An 18,521-nucleotide genomic window follows, 5' to 3' on the forward strand; every position below is an offset into this window, starting at 1 on the left:
TCGATCAGTGTTGCCGGACATATGCGTTGGCAAAAACTGCTCGGGCAAGGCACTTTTCAGCGTCAAATCCGTTCAAGGCCCGTGACCGTCAAGCCAATGACAGGAGGAACCATGTCCATCGCAGAACTCCAGACGCCAACTGACCTCAAGAGCAATGCTACACGCTCCGTAGCCGAAGCGTTGAACGGCATCCTTGCGGACAGCTATGCCTTGTACCTGAAAACTAAGAATTTCCATTGGCACGTGTCAGGCCCGCATTTTCGCGATTATCACCTGATGCTGGACGATCAGGCCACGCAAATTCTGGCGACCACCGACCTTATTGCTGAACGGGTCCGCAAGACCGGGAATACGACACTTCGTTCGATCGGCGACATCGCCCGGCGGCAGACGATCAAGGACAATGATGCGGAATTCGTATCCCCCGAAGCCATGCTGGCGGAATTGCGGGAAGACAATCTGAAGCTCGTCGAGTCTCTTCGGTCGGCCAAGGAAGCCGCTTCAGAGGCGCGGGACAACGCCACCGACAGCCTGATCGATGATTGGACCGACCAGGCCGAAGAGCGCGCCTGGTTCCTGTTCGAGGCGAGCAGGACGGGCTGAGCGGCCTTCGACTGCATCCAGGGGAGCCGATTTACCTCAGATCACAGATTCAGATTTTCTCAGAACTGCGTCGTCCCTGCGAAGGCAGAGACGACGCTCCTCTTCCCTTCAACGGAGAAAAGTTGGGTCCCCGCCTGCGCGGGGATCACGTGAAAAGAGGGCCCCTGCGCACGCAGAGCAGGGCTCAACGATAGAAGATATGATTGTCGATGGCCGCAAGGCGCGAGCGGTTCCAGCCGGGCGAAACCCGGCGGGCGTGAAAATAGAGCGCGCCTTCTGCTTCGCTGTTCCAGGCATCGGCCATGGCGATTTGGGCGATGGCAACGGCCTCCCGCCAGTCACGGCTGCTGGTCTTGACCTCGGGAATGCGTCCGCCGCGAAGGAAGGAAAACTGGCTTGGCTGATGAACCACGCCGCAAATGCTGTCGGGAAATTCCCCCGAACGCGCGCGGTTGATGACGACACGGGCGACGGCGAGCTGTCCGGCGAGCGATTCGCCCTTGGATTCGAAATAAACAGTGCCCGCGAGGCACTGCATTTCCGGGTCCAGGGTTTCGGGAAGAGGCTGATTTTCGACCAGCTCTACCAGCGAGGATGCGGGCGAAGCCTGGGCGATGGATGCATTCGCGTTGCGCGGCGTCACGGTAACGGAGCCATCGGCATTGTGAATGATGGAAACAGGCGTTTCTTGCGCGGACGCGGCCGGAAGAGCATCGGCGGTCGAAAGGGCGCGGCTCGAAACTGCAATGGTGCTGGCAGTGTCGGATATACCAGAAGCGAGCGAGGGATCTGTCGCCACCAGCGCGGCAACAGCGGAGAATGCGACCGCCACCATAGAGGCGGCCTTCAGACGAAAACTCATTGGTCCACTTGTTCATGCGGTTGGTCGACCACTGAACGCCAAGAACAAAAAGAATATACGACCCGCTGGCGTTCGGTCGCCCCCCGTCTGCGTGTTCGCCGATCGTGTCCCCCCTTGGACTATCTACGGCAACCTGCGCGTTGAGCTGAAAAGCCCTTCGTTCCGCTCACCGTCTGAGTCAATGGTCAGCAGATTATTTCAGCGGCGAACCGTTCCGCATCCGGGATATCAAGCTCTATGATCCAGATGTCGGGGTCCGATCGGACGCGCCGCTCAAGATATAGAGCCGTCTCTTCCGGAGGGGCGCCAGGGGCAGGACCGCAGTGCGCCAGGCGGTACCCGCCCTCATAGTCGGGCATGCGTTCGCAAAGGCCGCAATCAGCGCCTTTTTCCAGACAATTGAGGAGGATAGTGCCAGCTACTTCATCGCCCCTGCGCACCACCGTGGCGAAGCCGCCCTCCTGCCCCGCGCGGCGCACCAGCGCGCTGGCGAGCATCTGGCTGGTCAGCCGGTCAGCCATGTACCGGCGGGGCGTACCCTGGCAGGGACGACAAGGGAATGTGCGACCGCATGAAGGTGCCCGTGCCCCGGGCCACCTCCTCACCATCGGCGTCGATCAGCCGGGCGTCAGCGACATAGACCCGCCTTTTGCCGCTGATCCAGCGGCCTTCCGCCGTTACGGGGCCCTGCAATAGCGGTTTGGTGAACAGCAGGTTGAACGCGGTCGTCAACAGGAAGCGGTCGCTGACAAGGCTGTTCGCTGCATAAAAGGCGGCATCGTCCAGCATCTTGAAATAGCTGGTCCCGTGCACGGCCCCGGCGGCATGGTAGAAGTCCTCTCCAACCGTGAAGTCGATCCGGCTGACGCCAGCTTCCAATATGGTCAGGCGCGACTGGAAGATACGGTTGATGGGGGCGGAAAGGTAAAGCCGCTCCAGCGCGCGGAAATGCGCCGCTTCGCCGCTGCCGGCAGCAACGTCTGCCGCCGGTGCCTTTTCCGCCTCAGGCCGCGTCACGCGCTTCGCTGCCGGAAAGCAGCGCAAAGAGCGCCTCATCCGATCCTGCACCACGAAGCCGCGCCAGATGCCGCTCGTCCCGCAAATATCGCGATACGCGAGCCAATGTCTTCAAATGCTCCGCGCCGCTGTCCGTGGGTGAAAGCAGCGCAAAGACCACATCGACCGGCATATTGTCCACGGCATCGAAGGCAATGGGTTCATCCAGCAGCGCAACAACGGCGCACATGCTGCCAAGGTCATCCAGCTTGGCGTGGGGAATCGCGACGCCGCCCCCGAAACCGGTGGAACCAAGGCGTTCGCGTTCCATCAGCCGTTCATAGACGGCCTGCTCATCGAGGCCATAAGCCTCCGCCGCGATCTCCGACAGACGCTGGAAAAGCTGTTTCTTATTACTCACGCTTAGGCCGCTGCTCAGCGCTTGCGGCCGCAGAATATCATCGAAATGGGACATAAAGAACTCTGCACCCGGCAGGTTGATGGTAAACGGCCGAACCGGGTTAAATGTTGCGCCTGAATCCAAGGCCCGCGCCAATATAGGCTGGGCCGCATGAGGTCAACTGCTTCTGGGTTCCACCCAGCCGATGGTCCCGTCGTGACGCCGGTACACCATATTATAGTTGCTCGTGCCGCTGTTCAGGAACAACAGCGCATTGGTATTGCGCAAATCAAGCATCATCACAGCGTCCGACACCGTGGTTTTGGGAATGTCCGTGCGCGTTTCCGCGACGATCAGGGGAGCGTCGGGCGCTTCCTCATCATTCTCATCGCCAGCATGAAAGATGGTGTAAGTGGCGCCGTTGAAGCCTTCATCAGGCACGCGGGCAGATTCGGCTGCCAAGGCCTTCCCATGCCGGTCCTTCAGCCGCCGCATATAGCGGCGCAGCTGCTTTTCGATCCGGTCAGCAGCTTGTTCAAAGGCCAGATGGGCGTCCTGCGCCTCACCTGCACCCTTCAGCACCAGCCCCTGCATCACATGGCAAATAATGTCGCAGCAAAACCCCTTGTGCGGTGCGACACCGAACGTCACCTGGGCGGAGATGGTACGGGAAAAATATTTCTCGGCCATAGCCTGCAATCGGTCGGTGACGTGGACCTTGAGCGCGTCACCCGTGTCGACCTGGTGCCCGGAAACACGAATATCCATCGTTTCTTCTCCTTCAACCGGCCAGCGCTCCAATGGAGCCGGCCCTGTTCCATTCAACCCGCGGCCGCAACTTCCAGCCAAAGGGGTTTTTCCAGACCCGCAACGAAGGCGGCATGCCGCGCCAGTTCCTCGGCCGACGCACTGTGCGAGCGGGGCGGGCGCATCACCCGGATTTGCGGCACCACAATACTATCAACCTGCATGCGCGTTTCGATTTCGACGCCAAGCACCAGCCCGATCTGCCGCCCGCCGGTCATCTCTATATAGACCTGGGCCAGCAGTTCGGCGTCCAGCAAGGCCCCATGTCTGATGCGGTGGCTCCGATCGATCCCATAGCGGGTGCAGAGCGCGTCCAGACTATGCTTTGCGCCCGGATGCAGTTGCCGTGCCATGGCAACAGTGTCGATCATCCGTTCGAACGAGACGCCCGGCCGTCCGCACAGTGTCAGTTCATGATTGAGGAAGCCGAAGTCGAACTTCGCATTATGCGCAACGAGCGGACTGTCGCCCAGGAAATCGAGCAGTTCCTCCACGCCATGCCCAAAAAATGGCTTGTCTGCCAGAAACACGTCCGAAAGGCCATGAATCGCCTCAGCCGCTGAAGGCATCGACCGCTGAGGATTATAATAAGCGTGGAAGGTTTGACCCGTCGGCACCCGATTGATCAATTCTATACATCCGATTTCGACGAGCCTGTCCCCGCTCAAAGGATCGAACCCGGTGGTCTCGGTGTCGAAGATGATTTCGCGCATCGATTCTGAGTCTCTCCCTTCTCTTATCGGCCTGCGCGGCGACTTAGACAAGCCGTCAGACGCCGAACAGCCTCCCTGGTTCGCCCAAAAGTCGTACCCGTGTTGACGATATAATCCGCGCGCTTCCGTTTTGCAGCATCAGGCATTTGCAATTTCCTGATTTTCTTGAATTTTTGGGGAGTCATCCCCGGCCGCGCCAGGACCCGCTTGCGCTGCTTCCAGGCTGGGGCAGTGACTACAATGATTCCCGATAATCCCCGTGGCGGCCCCTTTTCGAACAGCAACGGAATGTCGAAGACGACCATGGGCCGCGACCGGTGCCGGCGGAGGAAAGCCTGGCGGGATTTGGCCACGGCAGGATGCACAATATGTTCCAGCGCCCTTAGCTCTTCCGGGTGATTGAACACCGCAGCGCCCAGTTTCTGCCGGTCCACGCCCCTAGGTCCGGTGGTGCCCGGGAAGCGCGCCTCTATCGCCGGCAGGAGAACGCCGCCGGGTCCTTGCAGCCGATGCACCTCGGCATCTGCATCAAAGACGGGAACACTTTCCTTGCGCAGCATGGCGGCTACAGCCGATTTGCCCATGCCGATCGACCCGGTCAGCCCATAAATCTTCATGCCGCGAGCAACGCCCGGAGTTCGAAGTCATGATCGCGCGGCGCCTCCGCGCCGAAAAAGAGCTGGAACGCCTTTGCCGCCTGTCCGATCAGCATGTTGAGACCATCCAGAGTACGCAGCCCGCGGCTGTTCGCTTCCGACAAAAGTTCGGTTTCAAGCGGAGAATAGACGATGTCATAGACAATGGCTTCGCTGGGAAGGCCGGAAAGGTCCGGCCGCAGGCTGTCATAGCCGGTCATGCCGAGCGCGGTGCTGTTCACGACCAGTTCCACCGCCGGCAGGGGGGCAAGCAACGGCAAGATCTGACCCGCCATATTGAACTGCTTCAGCAATGCCTGCGCCCGTTCCTCGCTGCGGTTGAGGATGGTGACATGGGAAATCCCCATCTGCTTCAATGCGAAAAGCACCGCACGGGCGGCTCCGCCTGCGCCATAAAGGGCAGCCGACTTGCCCTTCAGTTCCACATTGTCGAGCGGCTCGGCAAAGCCGTCAATGTCGCTGTTAAAGCCGCTGGGCAGGCCATGAACGCCGGGCACGACGATATTCATGGCTCCAACCGTCGCGGCAAGCCCCTCGGGATCCTGGACCAGGGCAAGGATTTTCTCCTTGTGCGGAATCGTGAGGTTCGCACCGCGCCAGAGCGGATCGGCACGCCGTTGGCTGAGCCATTGGTAGAGATTCGCGGGCTCTATGCGAGTGCGGCGATATTCCGCCTTTATGCCAAGTTTTTGCAGCCAGAATCCATGAATCAGCGGGGACTTGCTGTGCGCAATGGGATCGCCGATCACTTCGGCATAGGGCAGCGGGGCTTGCGTCATGATGCCAATACTCCCCGTGTGCGAAGATAATCCAGCAGGGGGAGGAGCGGCAATCCCTGAATGGCGAACTGGCTGCCCTCAACGCGGGAGAAAAGCTGCACGCCGGGGCCTTCAATCCGGTAGCAGCCGACGCACCAGCAGACATGCTCCCATTCCGCTTCCAGATATTGCTCGATGAAGCGTTCCGAAAGCGGACGGACGGTCATCCTGACCCGCTCCAGATGCCGCCATACCGGTTCGCCGCCAAGCGAAACCACCGCGGCACTGTGGAGATAATGCACCTTGCCGGAGAGTTGGCGGAGGATCACGGCTGCTTCCTCACGGCTTTGCGCCTTGTCGATCATCTCACCCGATTCAAGGCTCAATGTCTGGTCGCATCCCAGTACCAAAGCGCCAGGAATGCGGCGGGAAAGTCTCATCGACTTGAGTTCCGCCAGGGCGTCGGCCAGGCCGCGCGTATCGATGCCCTCTGCGCGAAGCGCAGCCTTGGCGGCGTCCTCGTCGACGCCGGGGGCCATCGCTTCGTGCGGAACGCCGGCTGCTGCCAGCATTGCCCTGCGGCTGGAACTTTCGGATGCAAGGACGATCATTCTGCTATGCCGTCGTTCCTGCGAAGGCAGGGACCCCGCTGCTTTTTGAAATCGGCGCAAGGAATCTGGTCCCCGTCTTCGCAGTGGCGACGGGAATGAAAAATGGTGGGGACATCAACTTTATCACCTCTGTTTCCTATCCCTCTGCCTGCGCCACCAGCCGCTCATTATAGATATTGATGATCGCCGCAGCCGTTTCCTCGATCGACCGCCGCGTCACATCAATGACCGGCCAGCCATTATCGGCGAACATGCGCCGCGCATAGGCCACTTCTTCCTTGACCTTCTCCTGGTCGACATAAGTCGTCTCTGGCATCTGATTCAAGGAGAGCAGCCGATTCCGGCGCACCTGGATAAGCCGCTCCGCGCTGGTGGTGAGGCCAACGATGAGCGGGTGCTTCAAGGTGAACAGCGACGGAGGAGGAGGAGACTCCGGCACAATCGGAATATTGGCCGTCTTGTAACCGCGATTGGCGAGATAGATGGAGGTCGGCGTTTTCGATGCGCGCGAGACGGCCACCAGGACGATGTCCGCCTCTTCCCAATTTTCCCAGTTCACCCCGTCGTCATGGGCTATGGTGAACTGGATAGCGTCGATGCGGGCGAAATAGGCTTCGTCCATGATATATTTGCGGCCGGTGCGGTTGCGGGTCTCCTGCCCCAATATGTTCGACATGGCGTCGGTGACAGGATCGAGCGCGGCAACGACTGGAAGCCCGAGCGCCCGGCAGCGGTTTTCCAGTTTGCGCCGCAAGGGCTGGTTGGCAAGCGTGAAGAGGACCAGCCCGGGATTTTGGGAAATCTCGTCCAATATCCTTTCGAGATGCACCTCCGAGCGCACCATCGGCCAGAAGTGCCGGATCGTCTCTACATTATCGAACTGCGCGATCGCAGCCTTGGCGATATTCTCCAGCGTCTCACCGGTGGAGTCCGACAATAAATGAAGATGCAGACGCGTCATGGCTGCATCTTTGTGGACTGGCTGTGGATAAAGCAAGGGATAGTCTCGGGGCGGAACGCAGCGCAGGATTCCGTCCCCATTTCCAGAATGTTCATCCACAAGCAGCCAACAGGCTCATTTTTCCTTCCACATGCTGTGGATAATGGGGACAGAAGCAGAGACTCAGTCCGGATTGACGCATTGGGATGAGTCAAGCTGTTGGCAAGCTGGCGCACTATCCATAAACCCCGCTGTCCACCGCCCTACTATCACCATCTCCCTTTGAATCATTCTAAAGGGTTATAGGAAAGGATATGGACTGAGCGCCCCCTTGGCTTGGCGAGCATCGTTCGTTAGGGGATCGCGGTGACTCCAGGTCGGGTGATGCGACAAGCTCCAAGGAACAGGATTTGACCAAGCCCAAGAAATTGCTGTCAGTCCTTAAAGGCGAAAAGCAGCATATTCCGCCCGTATGGCTGATGCGGCAGGCGGGCCGCTATTTGCCCGAATATCGCGCATTGCGAGCTGAAAAGGGCGGATTCCTTGAACTTGTCTATGACAGCGCGGCTGCGGCCGAGATTACGCTTCAACCCTTGCGGCGTTTTGGTTTTGACGGGTCCATCCTGTTTTCCGACATATTGATCGTGCCCTATGCCTTGGGTCAGGACCTATGGTTTGAGGCAGGCGAGGGGCCGCGTCTCGCGCCGCCGCTCGCGGAGGCTGCTCTTGATGCTTTGACGCCCCGGCTGGAACGGCTGGATCCCATTTATGAAACCGTGCGGCGGGTGAAGGCGGCCTTGCCTTCGGAAACGACTTTCCTTGGTTTTGCGGGAAGCCCCTGGACCGTCGCTACCTATATGGTGGCAGGGCAAGGCAGCAAGGATCATGCCCTTGCCCGGCGTCTTGCCTATCGCGATCCCAAGCGTTTCGGCGCGATCATCGAGGCGATCATTGATCTTAGCGTCGAGTATCTGGCCGGTCAGATCGAGGCGGGCGTAGAGGCGGTGCAACTGTTCGACAGCTGGGCCGGCAGCCTTGCTCCGCTGGAGTTCGATAAATGGGTGATAGAGCCCAACAGCGCGATTGTTGACCGTCTGCGCCAGCGCTGTCCTGACATTCCGATCATCGGCTTTCCCAAGGGCGCGGGCGGCAGGCTCGCGGCCTATGCCGAAGGTACTGGCGTTGATGCGATCGGACTTGATGAGACCATCGATCCCCATTGGGCCAATGCCGTTCTTCCAGAGAATCTGCCGGTTCAGGGCAATTTAGACCCCCTGGCGCTGATAGCGGGGGGCGAGGCGCTCGAGCGGGCTGTTTCGAATATCCGGTCCGCGTTCGGCGGACGTCCGCACATCTTCAATCTAGGCCACGGCATTTTGCCGGATACCCCGATCGACCATGTCGAAACATTGCTTACGCTTGTCCGCAAGGAGCACTCATGACCGGATTCCTTGGCGCTGCCTACCCCTGGGTATTGGCCGGCCATATCATCTTCGTCATCTTCCTCATGGCCGCGCTGTTCATGATGCCCCGCTTCTTCATCTACCACCAGGAAGCCGAGCCCGGATCTGCGGAGGAAGCGCGGTGGGTCCGGCGCGAAACGCGCCTGCGCAACATCATTCTCAACCCCTCGCTCATCATGGTCTGGGTTTTCGGGCTGATGCTGGCCTTCAACGTCGATGCCTGGCAACAAGGCTGGTTCCACGCCAAGCTGCTTTTTGCTCTTCTTCTTTCCGCCTATCATGGCTGGGTCGTCGGCTATTCGAGGAAATTGGCGAGCGGGCTTCGTCCGTTCAGCGAGCGCAAGCTGCGCATGTGGAACGAGGCGCCAGGCATTTTTGCAACAGTGATCGTCATCCTGGTGATTGTGCGTCCTTTCTGATCGGGTCGCGCTTACCGGGCGGGAGATTTTCAGAGGTGCGAACGGGAACGCTTGCCCGCAAATCCCGTTGACTAAAACGAAACCGCGTCGTAACGCTCGCTCCATCTTCTTTGCCGTTCGTGCACGAGAATCCCTTCCCAATAGCGCTGGCCGGCCTCTCAACACACATTCCAGTTCCGGAAACTATCTAAATGCATCTGAAAGAGCTCAAGAAAAAGACACCTGCCGACCTCGTGTCCATGGCCGAGGAGCTGGGCGTGGAAGGGGCTTCCACCCTCCGCAAGCAGGATCTGATGTTCGCCATATTGAAGGTCGAGGCTGAAAATGGCGAGCAGATCATGGGCCTTGGTACCATTGAAGTGCTGCCTGACGGTTTCGGTTTTCTTCGCAGCCCTGAGGCCAATTATCTTGCAGGGCCGGACGACATTTATGTGTCGCCCAATCAGGTCCGGAAATTCGGCCTGCGCACGGGCGATACGATTGAAGGCGAAATTCGCGCGCCCAAGGATGGCGAGCGCTATTTTGCCCTGACAAAGCTTACTGCGGTCAATTTCGACGATCCCGAGGTGGTCCGCCACCGCGTCAATTTCGACAATCTGACGCCGCTATATCCTGATTCAAAGCTGCGCCTCGATACGTTGGACCCGACCGTCAAGGACAAGTCGGCGCGCGTCATCGACATCATCGCTCCGCAAGGCAAGGGCCAGCGCGCCCTGATCGTCGCGCCGCCGCGGACGGGTAAGACCGTCCTGCTGCAGAACATCGCCAAGGCGATCACCGATAATCACCCGGAGGTTTATCTTCTGGTCCTGCTGATCGATGAGCGGCCTGAGGAAGTGACCGACATGCAGCGCAGCGTGAAGGGGGAAGTCATCAGCTCCACCTTCGACGAACCCGCCTCCCGCCACGTCCAGGTTGCTGAAATGGTGATCGAGAAGGCGAAGCGTCTGGTCGAGCACAAGAAGGATGTCGTCATCCTGCTCGACTCCATCACCCGCCTCGGCCGCGCCTACAACACGGTCGTGCCGAGTTCCGGCAAGGTGCTGACCGGCGGTGTCGACGCCAATGCGCTGCAGCGGCCGAAGCGTTTCTTCGGCGCTGCCCGCAATATCGAGGAGGGCGGCTCGCTTTCGATCATCGCGACGGCCCTGATCGATACCGGCAGCCGCATGGACGAAGTCATCTTCGAAGAGTTCAAGGGCACCGGCAACAGCGAAATCGTGCTTGACCGCAAGGTTGCCGACAAGCGCATCTTCCCCTCGCTCGATGTCGGCAAGTCCGGCACCCGCAAGGAAGAGCTGCTGGTCGAGAAGGACAAGCTGTCCAAGATGTGGGTGCTTCGCCGCATTCTCATGCAGATGGGAACGGTCGATGCCATGGAATTCCTGCTCGACAAGATGAAGGATTCCAAAACCAACGACGATTTCTTCGACAGCATGAACCAATAAGCCACAAGAGCATTTGGGTCCTATGCTTGCATTCCTCGCTGCCAGCGCCGCCGCCGCATCCGGTATCGGATCGCCTGCCGAAATCTGGGCGGCTATCGCTCATGATTTTACCAATCTGGATAATCCGGCAGCCTTGGCTGCCTTTGGCCAGGTATTGATGATCGACCTGGTGCTGGCCGGCGACAATGCGATTGTCGTCGGTGCCCTTGCCGCGGGACTTCCCGCGCATCAGCGCAAACAGGTAATCCTCATCGGCATCGGCGCAGCCTTGGTGCTGCGCATCTTCTTTGCGCTGATCGTCAGCGTCCTGCTGGGCATAGTTGGTTTGATCCTGGCGGGCGGCTTGCTGCTCCTTTGGGTTGCATGGAAGATGTGGCGCGAATTGCGCGAGGCCGGAGAGAATATCGGGTCGCCCGAAATTGGCGGCGACGAGCATAGCGGCCTACGGCCTGCGAAAAGCTTTGCTGGCGCGGCCTGGGCGGTGGCCCTTGCCGATGTTTCCATGAGCCTGGACAATGTGCTTGCGGTGGCAGGGGCGGCACGGGATCATCCTGGAATCCTGATTATCGGCCTGCTGCTGTCGGTGGCGCTGATGGGCCTGGCCGCAAACCTTATCGCCAAATATATCGAGCGCTATCGCTGGATAGCCTTTCTGGGTTTGGCAATCATCGTCTATGTTGCCGGCAAGATGATCTATGACGGGTTTGTCGATCATCAGGTGGGCATCTTGACCCTGCTTGCTTGAGGCGGATGTAAAGGAATTTGTGCAGCGCTTGCTGGATCCGGTGGACAGACTCCGCCCCAGCGTATCTATCCTTTTTGGCTAATCTCCGGTCCCGGCCGGACTGACCTGTTGAAGTCTTCTGCAACAAGGAAGCGCTCTTCCACAAGCTCAGGCCGAGCGGCTCTGATTCAGATCGACCGCCGATAGTTCGAGCTTGGCCGCCCGGACTGTTGGCGGCCAAGCCGTAGAGGTTTACGCCAGTTGCTGTGCGAAGAAGTCTGCGGTGCGCTGGTCGGCGAGTTGGGCGCCTTCCTCATTCCTGCGCTGGCCCATTTCGGTCGCGAATCCATGGTCGAGGCCCGGATAGTCATGGAGGGTGACCTTCGGATGATCGTCCAGCCCCTCATGGATCGCCTTTTGCTGTTCAGGCGGCACGAAATGGTCCGCCCCGGCGATATGGAGCATTACCGGATGAGCGATGGCATGCGATTCGCGGAGAAGATTGTCGATGCCGACCGCATAATAGCCAACGGACGCACTGATGTCCGTGCGCGCGGCGGTCATGAAGGCCAAACGGCCGCCAAGACAATATCCGGCGCAGCCCACCTTGGCCTGTTCGCCAAGCTTCGCGCGGGCGGCATGGATGACAGCTTCGATGTCCCGTACGCCCTTGTCCTGATCAAACTTGCCTATCAGGCCGAGTGCCTCGTTCATTTCTTCGGGCACATCGGGATCGAGTTCGATGCCGGGCTGGATGCGCCAGAAGAGGTCGGGCGCATAGGTGATATAGCCGGCCTTCGCCCAATTGTCGCACTTCCGGCGAATACCTTCATTCACACCGAAAATTTCCTGAATGACGATGATGGCTGCCTTGGCCTGTCCGGAGGGCTCGGCAACATAGCAGCCAAAACTCTGGTCGTTTTCCAGTGTGGGGATGGAGGTCATTCCGCTCATCTCTGATCCTTTCCTGTAACAGACTCGGAAAACCGGCTGCCCGGCTGGAAACCACTATGTCATGGCCACAAGCGAGTTGAAACCATGGCATTAGTTGAAAAACTGGCATTTCCGACAATGTTGCGGCATGAAGGGACTCTCACTCGGGCCGGAGCAGAAATGCATGAATGTCAGTGTTAATATCGATTGCACGCCGGAGGAGGCCCGCACTTTTCTGGGCCTGCCCGATGTGTCGCCCATTCATGCGAAATATGTGCAGACGATGCTCGAAACCATGGATGGCACCAACAGCGTAGAGCAGATGGAAAATCTGTTCCGCAGCTTTTCGCCCATGGGCGACGCCGGTATGCGGCTGTTCCAGCAGTTGATGAATATCGGCCTGGGCGGCGGTCAGGATAAGTCCTCCAAATGACCATTGGCGCCTGACGATTCTGCCATCATGACGGCGCGCATGACGATCTTTGCCTTGTCGAGCGGGATGCCGCCCGCGGCCATCGCTGTCATTCGCATCAGCGGCATCCAGGCGGCCGCCGCGATTGGCGCCCTGGCGGGCAAGCTCCCTCAACCACGGCGCGCCAGCATGCGGACCTTGCGCGATCCGGCGACGGATATGGAACTCGATCAGGCCCTTGTCCTGTGGTTTCCAGGTCCCGGAAGCGCGACCGGGGAAGACCTGGCCGAACTTCATCTGCACGGGGGAAGGGCCGTCGTTCAGGCGGTTCTTTCGGCGCTTGCGCAATGCGAGGGTTTGAGAGAGGCTCTTCCGGGAGAATTTACCCGCCGGGCGTTTGAGAATGGCCGCATCGACCTTAGCGAAGCTGAAGGACTGGCGGATCTGCTGTTTGCTGAAACCGAGGCGCAGCGCCGGAGCGCCATTGCAATGGCGGAGGGGCATTTCTCGCGGCGCGTCGCGGCATGGCAAAAGGAACTGCTCCGCATTTCCGCGCTGGTAGAGGCGGAGCTGGATTTTTCCGACGAGGATGATGTTCCCGACGGCGCGGTGGAGAAGGTCGCCGCCATGCTCATATCCTTGCAGGATGAATTGGCGGCGGAGCTGGCCCGTCCGTCGGCGGAACGGTTGCGCGACGGGATTCGCGTGGTGCTGGCGGGACCCCCCAATGCGGGCAAGTCAACTCTTCTGAACGCGCTTGCCGGGCGCGACGCGGCGATTGTTTCCCCCCTAGCCGGAACGACCCGCGACCGGATAGAAGCGCCGGTCGCGCTGGCGGGTATCCCTTTTCTTCTCATGGACACCGCTGGTCTGAGAGGTGAGGGGAGTGATGAGATCGAGCATATCGGCATTGGCCTCACCCGGCGCGCGATGGAAGACGCCGACATCATCCTCTGGCTGGGCGAGGCGCAGGATTGTCCTGACGACGAGCGGGCGGTCCCCCTGGCAGCCAAGTGCGATCTGGGAGGGAAGGATGAGGGGCTCAAAATCTCGGCCCGCACGGGAGAGGGCATGGATCAGCTCCGGACGGAGCTCATCACTCGCGCCCGGTCGCTTGTTCCGCGCGATGGCGAATATGCCCTCAACAAGCGCCAGCGTGATGCGCTGGCCATCGTGGCGGACGAATTGAGCGCAGGTATCTGCACTACCGATTATCTTGTGCTGGCCGAGCATCTCCGCGGCGCCCGCTCTGCCCTGGATCAGGTGACCGGGAGGGCAGGGACGGAAGAGATGCTCGATGCATTGTTCGGCAGCTTCTGCATTGGCAAATGAAGGCGGATGTGAAGCCGCTACCCCCTTGTTCCACGTGAAACAATTTTGACCCCTCATTGGAAAACGGCTATGAGCCGCGTCATGCAGACAAGCTATGACGTGATCGTGGTCGGTGGAGGCCATGCCGGTTGTGAAGCCGCGGCTGCCGCAGCGCGGAAGGGTGCGCGGACCGTGCTGGTCAGCTTCGCGCGCGAAACGATTGGCGCCATGTCCTGCAACCCGGCAATCGGCGGGCTCGGCAAGGGGCATCTGGTCCGGGAAGTGGATGCGTTCGACGGGCTCATTGCCCGCGCGGCCGATGCTGCCGCCATCCACTATCGCATGCTGAACAGCAGCAAGGGCGCTGCGGTGCAGGGTCCCCGTGTCCAGGCGGACCGGAAGCGTTACAAGGCGGCCATTCACGCATTGCTCGATGCGCAGCAGAATCTCGAGATCGTTGAGGCCGAGGCTGCGGCGCTCGAGGTGCGGCGTGGCGGGATTGCCGGGCTTCGCCTTGGCGATGGGACGGTCCTGACCGCACCGGCAGTGGTGCTCGCCACTGGCACTTTCCTCAATGGCAGGCTCTTCCGGGGCGAGGAGGTTAGCGAGGGCGGCCGCACTGGCGAGCGGGCGGCAGTCACCCTCGGGCAGCAATTGCGGGACGCCGGACTTCCCATCGGACGCCTGAAGACGGGCACGCCCCCGCGCATCGATGGCCGCAGCATCGATTGGGCGGCGTTGGAGGAACAGCCCTCTGATGCGGAAGGCTGGACGATGTCGGCTTTGACCGAGCGCCGTCCGCTGCCGCAGCTATTTTGCGCAATCACCCGGACCAACGAGCGAACGCATGAGATCATTCGTTCAGGGCTCGATCGGTCGCCTTTGTTCAGTGGCGCCATTGAAGGGAGGGGCCCGCGCTACTGCCCCTCCATCGAGGACAAGATCTTCCGCTTCGGCGACAGGGATGGCCATCAAATTTTTCTGGAGCCGGAAGGGCTGGACAATCATCTTGTCTATCCCAATGGCATCAGCACGTCCCTTCCCGCCGACATCCAGCTCGCGCTGGTGCGGAGCATGGCGGGGCTGGAGCGCGCTGAGATTATCATTCCGGGCTATGCGGTCGAATATGATCATATCGATCCGCGGGCGCTGGACGCCACCATGGCTGTGCGGGAAATGCCGGGCCTATATTGCGCGGGGCAGATCAACGGCACCACCGGCTATGAGGAGGCCGCCGCCCAGGGCCTGGTCGCTGGCATCAACGCAGCGGCGTTCGCCCAAAATGAAGATGCGCTGATCCTTGACCGGGTCAGCAGCTATTTGGGCGTGATGATCGACGATCTGACGCTGCAGGGCGTGACGGAGCCATATCGCATGCTGACCGCGCGTGCCGAATATCGTTTGCGGTTGCGCGCCGACAATGCGTCCACCCGCCTCACGGGCCTCGGCATCCGGCACGGCGTCGTCGGGGCCGAGCGGAGGGCTTGGTTTGAAAGGCGCTGCGCGGATCGTGCCGCAGCCGAGTTGCTTTTGGCCGAGCAAGTGACGGCTTCGGAGATGGCGAAGCGCGGCTGTGCGGTGCGCCAGGACGGATCGCGCCGCTCCCTGTTCGAATGGGCCCGCTTTCCCGAAGTTGGGCTGGCGCAACTTTCGGCGATGATTCCTGCTCTGGCCGAATTGCCGGAGGAGCTGCGGGACGAGATTTTCGAGGACGCGCATTATGCGCCCTATCTCGAACGGCAGGAAGCGGAGATTCGGGAGTTGCGCGCGAATGAGGCGGTCGCGATCCCTTCCGCCTTCAACTATCGCTCTGTCGCTGGTCTTTCGAATGAAATGGTCGAACGGCTGGAGGCCGCGCAGCCGCAAACGCTGGCTGCGGCGGGGCGAATAAGGGGGATCACCCCGGCGGCGCTGGCCGCTATTCTGGTCCATGCGCGGCGGAAAGCCGCGTGACAGAGGAGGAGGCGAGGGCCTGGCTTAAAGACCGCTTCGATGTTCCACGTGAAACATGGGAGCGGCTCGACGCCTTTGTCGCCAGGCTTCTCGAGGAAAATCAGCAACAGAATCTGATTGCCGCTTCCACCGCCGAGCATGTCTGGGCGCGGCATATAGTGGATAGCGCGCAGCTATTGCTGTACGCACCGCGCGATGCTTCGGGAGAATGGCTTGATCTTGGTTCGGGTCCGGGGCTTCCCGGTCTGGTCGTCGCGATCCTTTCCGACTGGCAGGTCAGCCTGGTCGAATCCCGGCGAGGGCGCATCGCCTTTTTGCTGGAGCAGATAGAGAGGCTCGCCCTTACCAATGCGGAGGTCCGGGGCCGCCGACTGGAAGCGCTCGGAAATGGCGTCCCGGTTTCGGTCATTTCCGCTCGCGCCTTCGCGCCACTCGGCCGGTTGCTCGAAAAAGCCGTTCGATTTTCGGATGATCGCACGATTTGGCTTTTGCCCAAGGGGAAAAATTGCCAGAATGAACTAGAGCAGGTGCGCCCCGCATGGCAGGGGGTGTTCCACGTGGAACAGAGCGTCACTGACCCGGAAAGCGCTATCTTGGTGGGCCGGTCAGTCCGGAAAAGGGGCAAGAGATGATTCGCTTGGCAGTTGCGAACCAGAAGGGCGGGGTAGGCAAGACAACCACGGCCATCAATCTGGCGACCGCGCTTGCGGCCACCGGATGGAAGACCTTGCTGATCGACCTCGATCCGCAGGGCAATGCTTCCACCGGCCTTGGCATCGGCCAGTCGGAACGCACCTGGTCGAGCTATCATCTTTTGACGGGCGAATGCGCGCTGGATGAAGCGATCGTGCCTTCGCGGGTTCCGCTGCTCGATGTCATCACCTCGACCCAGGATCTGTCGGGTGCCGAGATCGAGCTCATAGATTTTGAGGACCGCGCCCACAGGCTGGGCAGCGCGCTTGATCAGGCGCCCAAGGGACGCTGGGACATCTGCCTGATCGACTGCCCGCCTTCGCTCGGCCTTTTGACCGTGAACGCGATGGTGGCTGCGCACTCCCTGCTCGTTCCGCTGCAATGCGAGTTTTTTGCGCTTGAGGGGCTTAGCCAGCTTCTGCAGACGGTGGAGCGGATCAGGGGGCGCTTCAACCAGGGCCTTTCCATCATGGGCGTGGCGCTCACCATGTATGACCGGCGCAATCGACTGACCGAACAAGTGTCCGACGACGTCCGGGCCTGCCTCGGCAATGTGGTGTTCGACACGGTGATCCCGCGCAACGTCCGCCTATCCGAAGCGCCCAGCCATGGCGTGCCTGCGCTGCTCTATGATTATCGCTGCTCGGGATCGGAGGCCTATATGCAATTGGCGCGCGAGCTGATCGGCCGCCTGCCGCAGCAGGAAATTGCAGCGTGAGCGACATGGAAGACACCGCCGAAAAGGCCAGCAAGCCGCAGCGCCGCGTTCCCAGCCTGGGCCGGGGGCTGAATGCCCTTTTGGGAGACATGAGCCGGGAAGAGCCGGTGGTCCCTGCCGCGCCCGGCGCCAATGGCCGGTCGGTGCAGAGCATCGATGTTTCGCTGATCTCGCCGCATCCTGAACAGCCGCGCAGGCATTTCGACTCCGGCGCGCTGGAGGAACTGGCCGACAGCATTTCGCGCCGGGGCGTCATTCAGCCCATCATCGTCCGCCCGCACGGACGGGGCTATCAGATCGTTGCCGGCGAGCGGCGGTGGCGGGCGGCGCAGAAAGCGCAGCTTCACCGCATCCCCGCGCTCGTCCGCGACTTCAGCGATTCCGAAACGCTGGAAATCGCGCTTATCGAGAATATTCAGCGCGAAGAGCTTAATCCCATCGAAGAGGCGGAAGCCTATCGCAAGCTCATTGCCGAGTTCGGGCATAGCCAGGATGCGCTGGGCCGATTGGTCGGAAAATCGCGAAGCCATGTCGCGAACCTGATGCGCTTGCTCGACCTGCCGCATCCAGTCCAGCACATGGTGGTCCGGGGCGAGCTCAGCATGGGCCATGCGCGCGCGCTGATCGGCGCGCCCGAGGCCGAGGCCCTGGCGCGCAAAGTGGTCGACGGCAGCCTTTCGGTCCGTGAGACGGAGAAGCTCGCCAGCAAGGCGAAGCCGGGGCGTCCGGGCAATGGGAAGGCGCCGGCAGCCAAGGCGGGCAGCAGCGATGATGCCGACATCGCTTCGCTGGAGCAGCATCTGGCCGACCTGTTGGGCCTGCATGTGAACATAAGTCATAAGGACGGGAAGGGGACGCTGTCGCTCAGCTATTCCAATCTTGATCAGCTTGACATGATCTGCCTCCGCCTGAGCGGAGAGGGGATTTAGGCGAGGGTGAAATCGGGATAGCCTGATCTCCGTTCAGCCCTTACACAATTGCCTATAGGGTAGCGGGGTCCCTGCCTGCGCAGGGACGACGGGGTGCATGGTGAAGGCGGATAAACGGCCCTGCGTTCTCAGCGCCCCAGTCTTCGCTCAAACTGTTGAAAAGACCGTAATC

General features: G+C 60.6%; 22 protein-coding genes. 11 read left to right on the forward strand and 11 right to left on the reverse strand.

Features of this window, described 5'->3' with window-relative positions; all coding sequences use genetic code 11:
• Window positions 1-111 precede the first annotated feature (111 nt).
• Complete coding sequence (locus VJS46_RS09150) at window positions 112-603, forward strand: DNA starvation/stationary phase protection protein (protein ID WP_324059715.1); 492 nt, start codon at window positions 112-114, stop codon at window positions 601-603.
• Window positions 604-787: 184 nt separating this feature from the next.
• On the opposite strand, the gene VJS46_RS09155 is transcribed toward VJS46_RS09150, so the two are convergent.
• The 10 genes from VJS46_RS09155 to VJS46_RS09200 form a co-directional block, all read right to left on the reverse strand.
• Window positions 788-1,465, reverse strand: a complete 678-nt coding sequence (locus VJS46_RS09155) for a cell wall hydrolase (protein ID WP_324059716.1) — start codon at window positions 1,463-1,465, stop codon at window positions 788-790.
• Between the two features lie 185 nt (window positions 1,466-1,650).
• Window positions 1,651-1,986: a DUF1491 family protein gene (locus VJS46_RS09160; RefSeq protein WP_324059717.1), complete on the reverse strand. Its 336-nt coding sequence runs from the start codon at window positions 1,984-1,986 to the stop codon at window positions 1,651-1,653.
• Window positions 1,979-2,521, reverse strand: a complete 543-nt coding sequence (locus VJS46_RS09165; RefSeq protein ID WP_414707993.1) for a PaaI family thioesterase — start codon at window positions 2,519-2,521, stop codon at window positions 1,979-1,981. The genes VJS46_RS09160 and VJS46_RS09165 overlap by 8 nt, the downstream gene beginning before the upstream one ends.
• Entirely contained in the window at window positions 2,469-2,936 is a 468-nt protein-coding gene (locus VJS46_RS09170; protein WP_324059719.1) for a PTS sugar transporter subunit IIA, read from the reverse strand. Before VJS46_RS09170 ends, VJS46_RS09165 begins: the two co-directional genes overlap by 53 nt.
• A 102-nt stretch (window positions 2,937-3,038) precedes the next feature.
• Complete coding sequence (gene hpf, locus VJS46_RS09175; RefSeq protein WP_324059720.1) at window positions 3,039-3,629, reverse strand: ribosome hibernation-promoting factor, HPF/YfiA family; 591 nt, start codon at window positions 3,627-3,629, stop codon at window positions 3,039-3,041.
• Window positions 3,630-3,682: 53 nt separating this feature from the next.
• Window positions 3,683-4,381 (reverse strand): DNA polymerase III subunit epsilon, encoded by a 699-nt coding sequence (dnaQ, locus tag VJS46_RS09180; protein WP_324059721.1) that lies wholly within the window; start codon window positions 4,379-4,381, stop codon window positions 3,683-3,685.
• 23 nt (window positions 4,382-4,404) lie between these two features.
• Window positions 4,405-4,998, reverse strand: a complete 594-nt coding sequence (gene coaE / locus VJS46_RS09185; protein WP_324059722.1) for a dephospho-CoA kinase — start codon at window positions 4,996-4,998, stop codon at window positions 4,405-4,407.
• On the reverse strand, window positions 4,995-5,816 hold the full coding sequence (gene aroE / locus VJS46_RS09190; RefSeq protein WP_324059723.1) for a shikimate dehydrogenase: 822 nt from the start codon (window positions 5,814-5,816) through the stop codon (window positions 4,995-4,997). Before aroE ends, coaE begins: the two co-directional genes overlap by 4 nt.
• Window positions 5,813-6,406, reverse strand: coding sequence for a Maf family protein (locus tag VJS46_RS09195; RefSeq protein ID WP_324059724.1), 594 nt, complete (start codon window positions 6,404-6,406; stop codon window positions 5,813-5,815). The genes aroE and VJS46_RS09195 overlap by 4 nt, the downstream gene beginning before the upstream one ends.
• 136 nt (window positions 6,407-6,542) lie before the next feature.
• The gene (locus VJS46_RS09200) at window positions 6,543-7,367 is read right to left on the reverse strand and encodes a pyruvate, water dikinase regulatory protein (protein ID WP_324059725.1); all 825 of its coding nucleotides are present in this window, start codon (window positions 7,365-7,367) and stop codon (window positions 6,543-6,545) included.
• Window positions 7,368-7,756: 389 nt separating this feature from the next.
• Here VJS46_RS09200 and hemE point away from each other — a divergent pair, with 389 nt between their 5' ends.
• The 4 genes from hemE (at window position 7,757) to VJS46_RS09220 (ending at window position 11,421) form a co-directional block, all read left to right on the forward strand.
• The gene (hemE, locus tag VJS46_RS09205; protein ID WP_324059726.1) at window positions 7,757-8,788 is read left to right on the forward strand and encodes a uroporphyrinogen decarboxylase; all 1,032 of its coding nucleotides are present in this window, start codon (window positions 7,757-7,759) and stop codon (window positions 8,786-8,788) included.
• A complete protein-coding gene (locus tag VJS46_RS09210; RefSeq protein WP_324059727.1) occupies window positions 8,785-9,228 on the forward strand; it encodes a CopD family protein in 444 nt (147 codons plus the stop codon). Before hemE ends, VJS46_RS09210 begins: the two co-directional genes overlap by 4 nt.
• A 191-nt stretch (window positions 9,229-9,419) precedes the next feature.
• Window positions 9,420-10,676: a transcription termination factor Rho gene (rho, locus tag VJS46_RS09215; RefSeq protein ID WP_324059728.1), complete on the forward strand. Its 1,257-nt coding sequence runs from the start codon at window positions 9,420-9,422 to the stop codon at window positions 10,674-10,676.
• A gap of 22 nt (window positions 10,677-10,698) precedes the next feature.
• On the forward strand, window positions 10,699-11,421 hold the full coding sequence (locus tag VJS46_RS09220; protein ID WP_324059729.1) for a YjbE family putative metal transport protein: 723 nt from the start codon (window positions 10,699-10,701) through the stop codon (window positions 11,419-11,421).
• A gap of 231 nt (window positions 11,422-11,652) precedes the next feature.
• Here the strand turns inward: VJS46_RS09220 and VJS46_RS09225 are convergent, their stop codons facing one another.
• On the reverse strand, window positions 11,653-12,354 hold the full coding sequence (locus VJS46_RS09225) for a dienelactone hydrolase family protein (RefSeq protein WP_324059730.1): 702 nt from the start codon (window positions 12,352-12,354) through the stop codon (window positions 11,653-11,655).
• A gap of 163 nt (window positions 12,355-12,517) precedes the next feature.
• On the opposite strand from VJS46_RS09225, the gene VJS46_RS09230 reads away from it, so the two are divergent.
• The 6 genes from VJS46_RS09230 (at window position 12,518) to VJS46_RS09255 (ending at window position 18,349) form a co-directional block, all read left to right on the forward strand.
• Entirely contained in the window at window positions 12,518-12,766 is a 249-nt protein-coding gene (locus tag VJS46_RS09230; RefSeq protein ID WP_324059731.1) for a DUF6489 family protein, read from the forward strand.
• Window positions 12,767-12,805: 39 nt separating this feature from the next.
• Window positions 12,806-14,077, forward strand: a complete 1,272-nt coding sequence (mnmE, locus tag VJS46_RS09235; RefSeq protein WP_414707992.1) for a tRNA uridine-5-carboxymethylaminomethyl(34) synthesis GTPase MnmE — start codon at window positions 12,806-12,808, stop codon at window positions 14,075-14,077.
• Between the two features lie 81 nt (window positions 14,078-14,158).
• Window positions 14,159-16,009 carry a tRNA uridine-5-carboxymethylaminomethyl(34) synthesis enzyme MnmG gene (mnmG, locus tag VJS46_RS09240; protein WP_324059741.1) on the forward strand — a complete coding sequence of 617 codons (1,851 nt, stop codon included), beginning with the start codon at window positions 14,159-14,161 and terminating at the stop codon, window positions 16,007-16,009.
• Window positions 16,006-16,641, forward strand: coding sequence for a 16S rRNA (guanine(527)-N(7))-methyltransferase RsmG (gene rsmG / locus VJS46_RS09245; RefSeq protein WP_324059733.1), 636 nt, complete (start codon window positions 16,006-16,008; stop codon window positions 16,639-16,641). The genes mnmG and rsmG overlap by 4 nt, the downstream gene beginning before the upstream one ends.
• Complete coding sequence (locus VJS46_RS09250) at window positions 16,638-17,420, forward strand: ParA family protein (RefSeq protein ID WP_324059734.1); 783 nt, start codon at window positions 16,638-16,640, stop codon at window positions 17,418-17,420. Before rsmG ends, VJS46_RS09250 begins: the two co-directional genes overlap by 4 nt.
• Window positions 17,421-17,425: 5 nt before the next feature.
• Window positions 17,426-18,349, forward strand: coding sequence for a ParB/RepB/Spo0J family partition protein (locus VJS46_RS09255; RefSeq protein WP_324059742.1), 924 nt, complete (start codon window positions 17,426-17,428; stop codon window positions 18,347-18,349).
• Window positions 18,350-18,521: the final 172 nt, after the last annotated feature.

Origin of the sequence: Rhizorhapis sp. (assembly GCF_035276005.1) — a bacterium.
In the GTDB taxonomy this organism is placed as follows: domain Bacteria; phylum Pseudomonadota; class Alphaproteobacteria; order Sphingomonadales; family Sphingomonadaceae; genus Rhizorhapis.

Bases quoted from the DNA above. Each gene is read 5' to 3' on its own strand.
- VJS46_RS09170 (WP_324059719.1), bottom strand. From the start codon at position 2,936: ATGTCCCATTTCGATGATATTCTGCGGCCGCAAGCGCTGAGCAGCGGC.
- VJS46_RS09225 (WP_324059730.1), bottom strand. From the start codon at position 12,354: ATGAGCGGAATGACCTCCATCCCCACACTGGAAAACGACCAGAGTTTT.
- dnaQ (WP_324059721.1), bottom strand. From the start codon at position 4,381: ATGCGCGAAATCATCTTCGACACCGAGACCACCGGGTTCGATCCTTTG.
- VJS46_RS09210 (WP_324059727.1), top strand. From the start codon at position 8,785: ATGACCGGATTCCTTGGCGCTGCCTACCCCTGGGTATTGGCCGGCCAT.
- VJS46_RS09230 (WP_324059731.1), top strand. From the start codon at position 12,518: ATGAATGTCAGTGTTAATATCGATTGCACGCCGGAGGAGGCCCGCACT.
- VJS46_RS09150 (WP_324059715.1), top strand. From the start codon at position 112: ATGTCCATCGCAGAACTCCAGACGCCAACTGACCTCAAGAGCAATGCT.
- mnmG (WP_324059741.1), top strand. From the start codon at position 14,159: ATGCAGACAAGCTATGACGTGATCGTGGTCGGTGGAGGCCATGCCGGT.
- aroE (WP_324059723.1), bottom strand. From the start codon at position 5,816: ATGACGCAAGCCCCGCTGCCCTATGCCGAAGTGATCGGCGATCCCATT.
- mnmE (WP_414707992.1), top strand. From the start codon at position 12,806: ATGACGATCTTTGCCTTGTCGAGCGGGATGCCGCCCGCGGCCATCGCT.
- VJS46_RS09165 (WP_414707993.1), bottom strand. From the start codon at position 2,521: ATGAGGCGCTCTTTGCGCTGCTTTCCGGCAGCGAAGCGCGTGACGCGG.
- VJS46_RS09220 (WP_324059729.1), top strand. From the start codon at position 10,699: ATGCTTGCATTCCTCGCTGCCAGCGCCGCCGCCGCATCCGGTATCGGA.
- VJS46_RS09200 (WP_324059725.1), bottom strand. From the start codon at position 7,367: ATGACGCGTCTGCATCTTCATTTATTGTCGGACTCCACCGGTGAGACG.
- VJS46_RS09155 (WP_324059716.1), bottom strand. From the start codon at position 1,465: ATGAGTTTTCGTCTGAAGGCCGCCTCTATGGTGGCGGTCGCATTCTCC.
- VJS46_RS09195 (WP_324059724.1), bottom strand. From the start codon at position 6,406: ATGATCGTCCTTGCATCCGAAAGTTCCAGCCGCAGGGCAATGCTGGCA.
- VJS46_RS09160 (WP_324059717.1), bottom strand. From the start codon at position 1,986: ATGGCTGACCGGCTGACCAGCCAGATGCTCGCCAGCGCGCTGGTGCGC.
- hpf (WP_324059720.1), bottom strand. From the start codon at position 3,629: ATGGATATTCGTGTTTCCGGGCACCAGGTCGACACGGGTGACGCGCTC.
- rho (WP_324059728.1), top strand. From the start codon at position 9,420: ATGCATCTGAAAGAGCTCAAGAAAAAGACACCTGCCGACCTCGTGTCC.
- coaE (WP_324059722.1), bottom strand. From the start codon at position 4,998: ATGAAGATTTATGGGCTGACCGGGTCGATCGGCATGGGCAAATCGGCT.
- VJS46_RS09250 (WP_324059734.1), top strand. From the start codon at position 16,638: ATGATTCGCTTGGCAGTTGCGAACCAGAAGGGCGGGGTAGGCAAGACA.
- VJS46_RS09255 (WP_324059742.1), top strand. From the start codon at position 17,426: ATGGAAGACACCGCCGAAAAGGCCAGCAAGCCGCAGCGCCGCGTTCCC.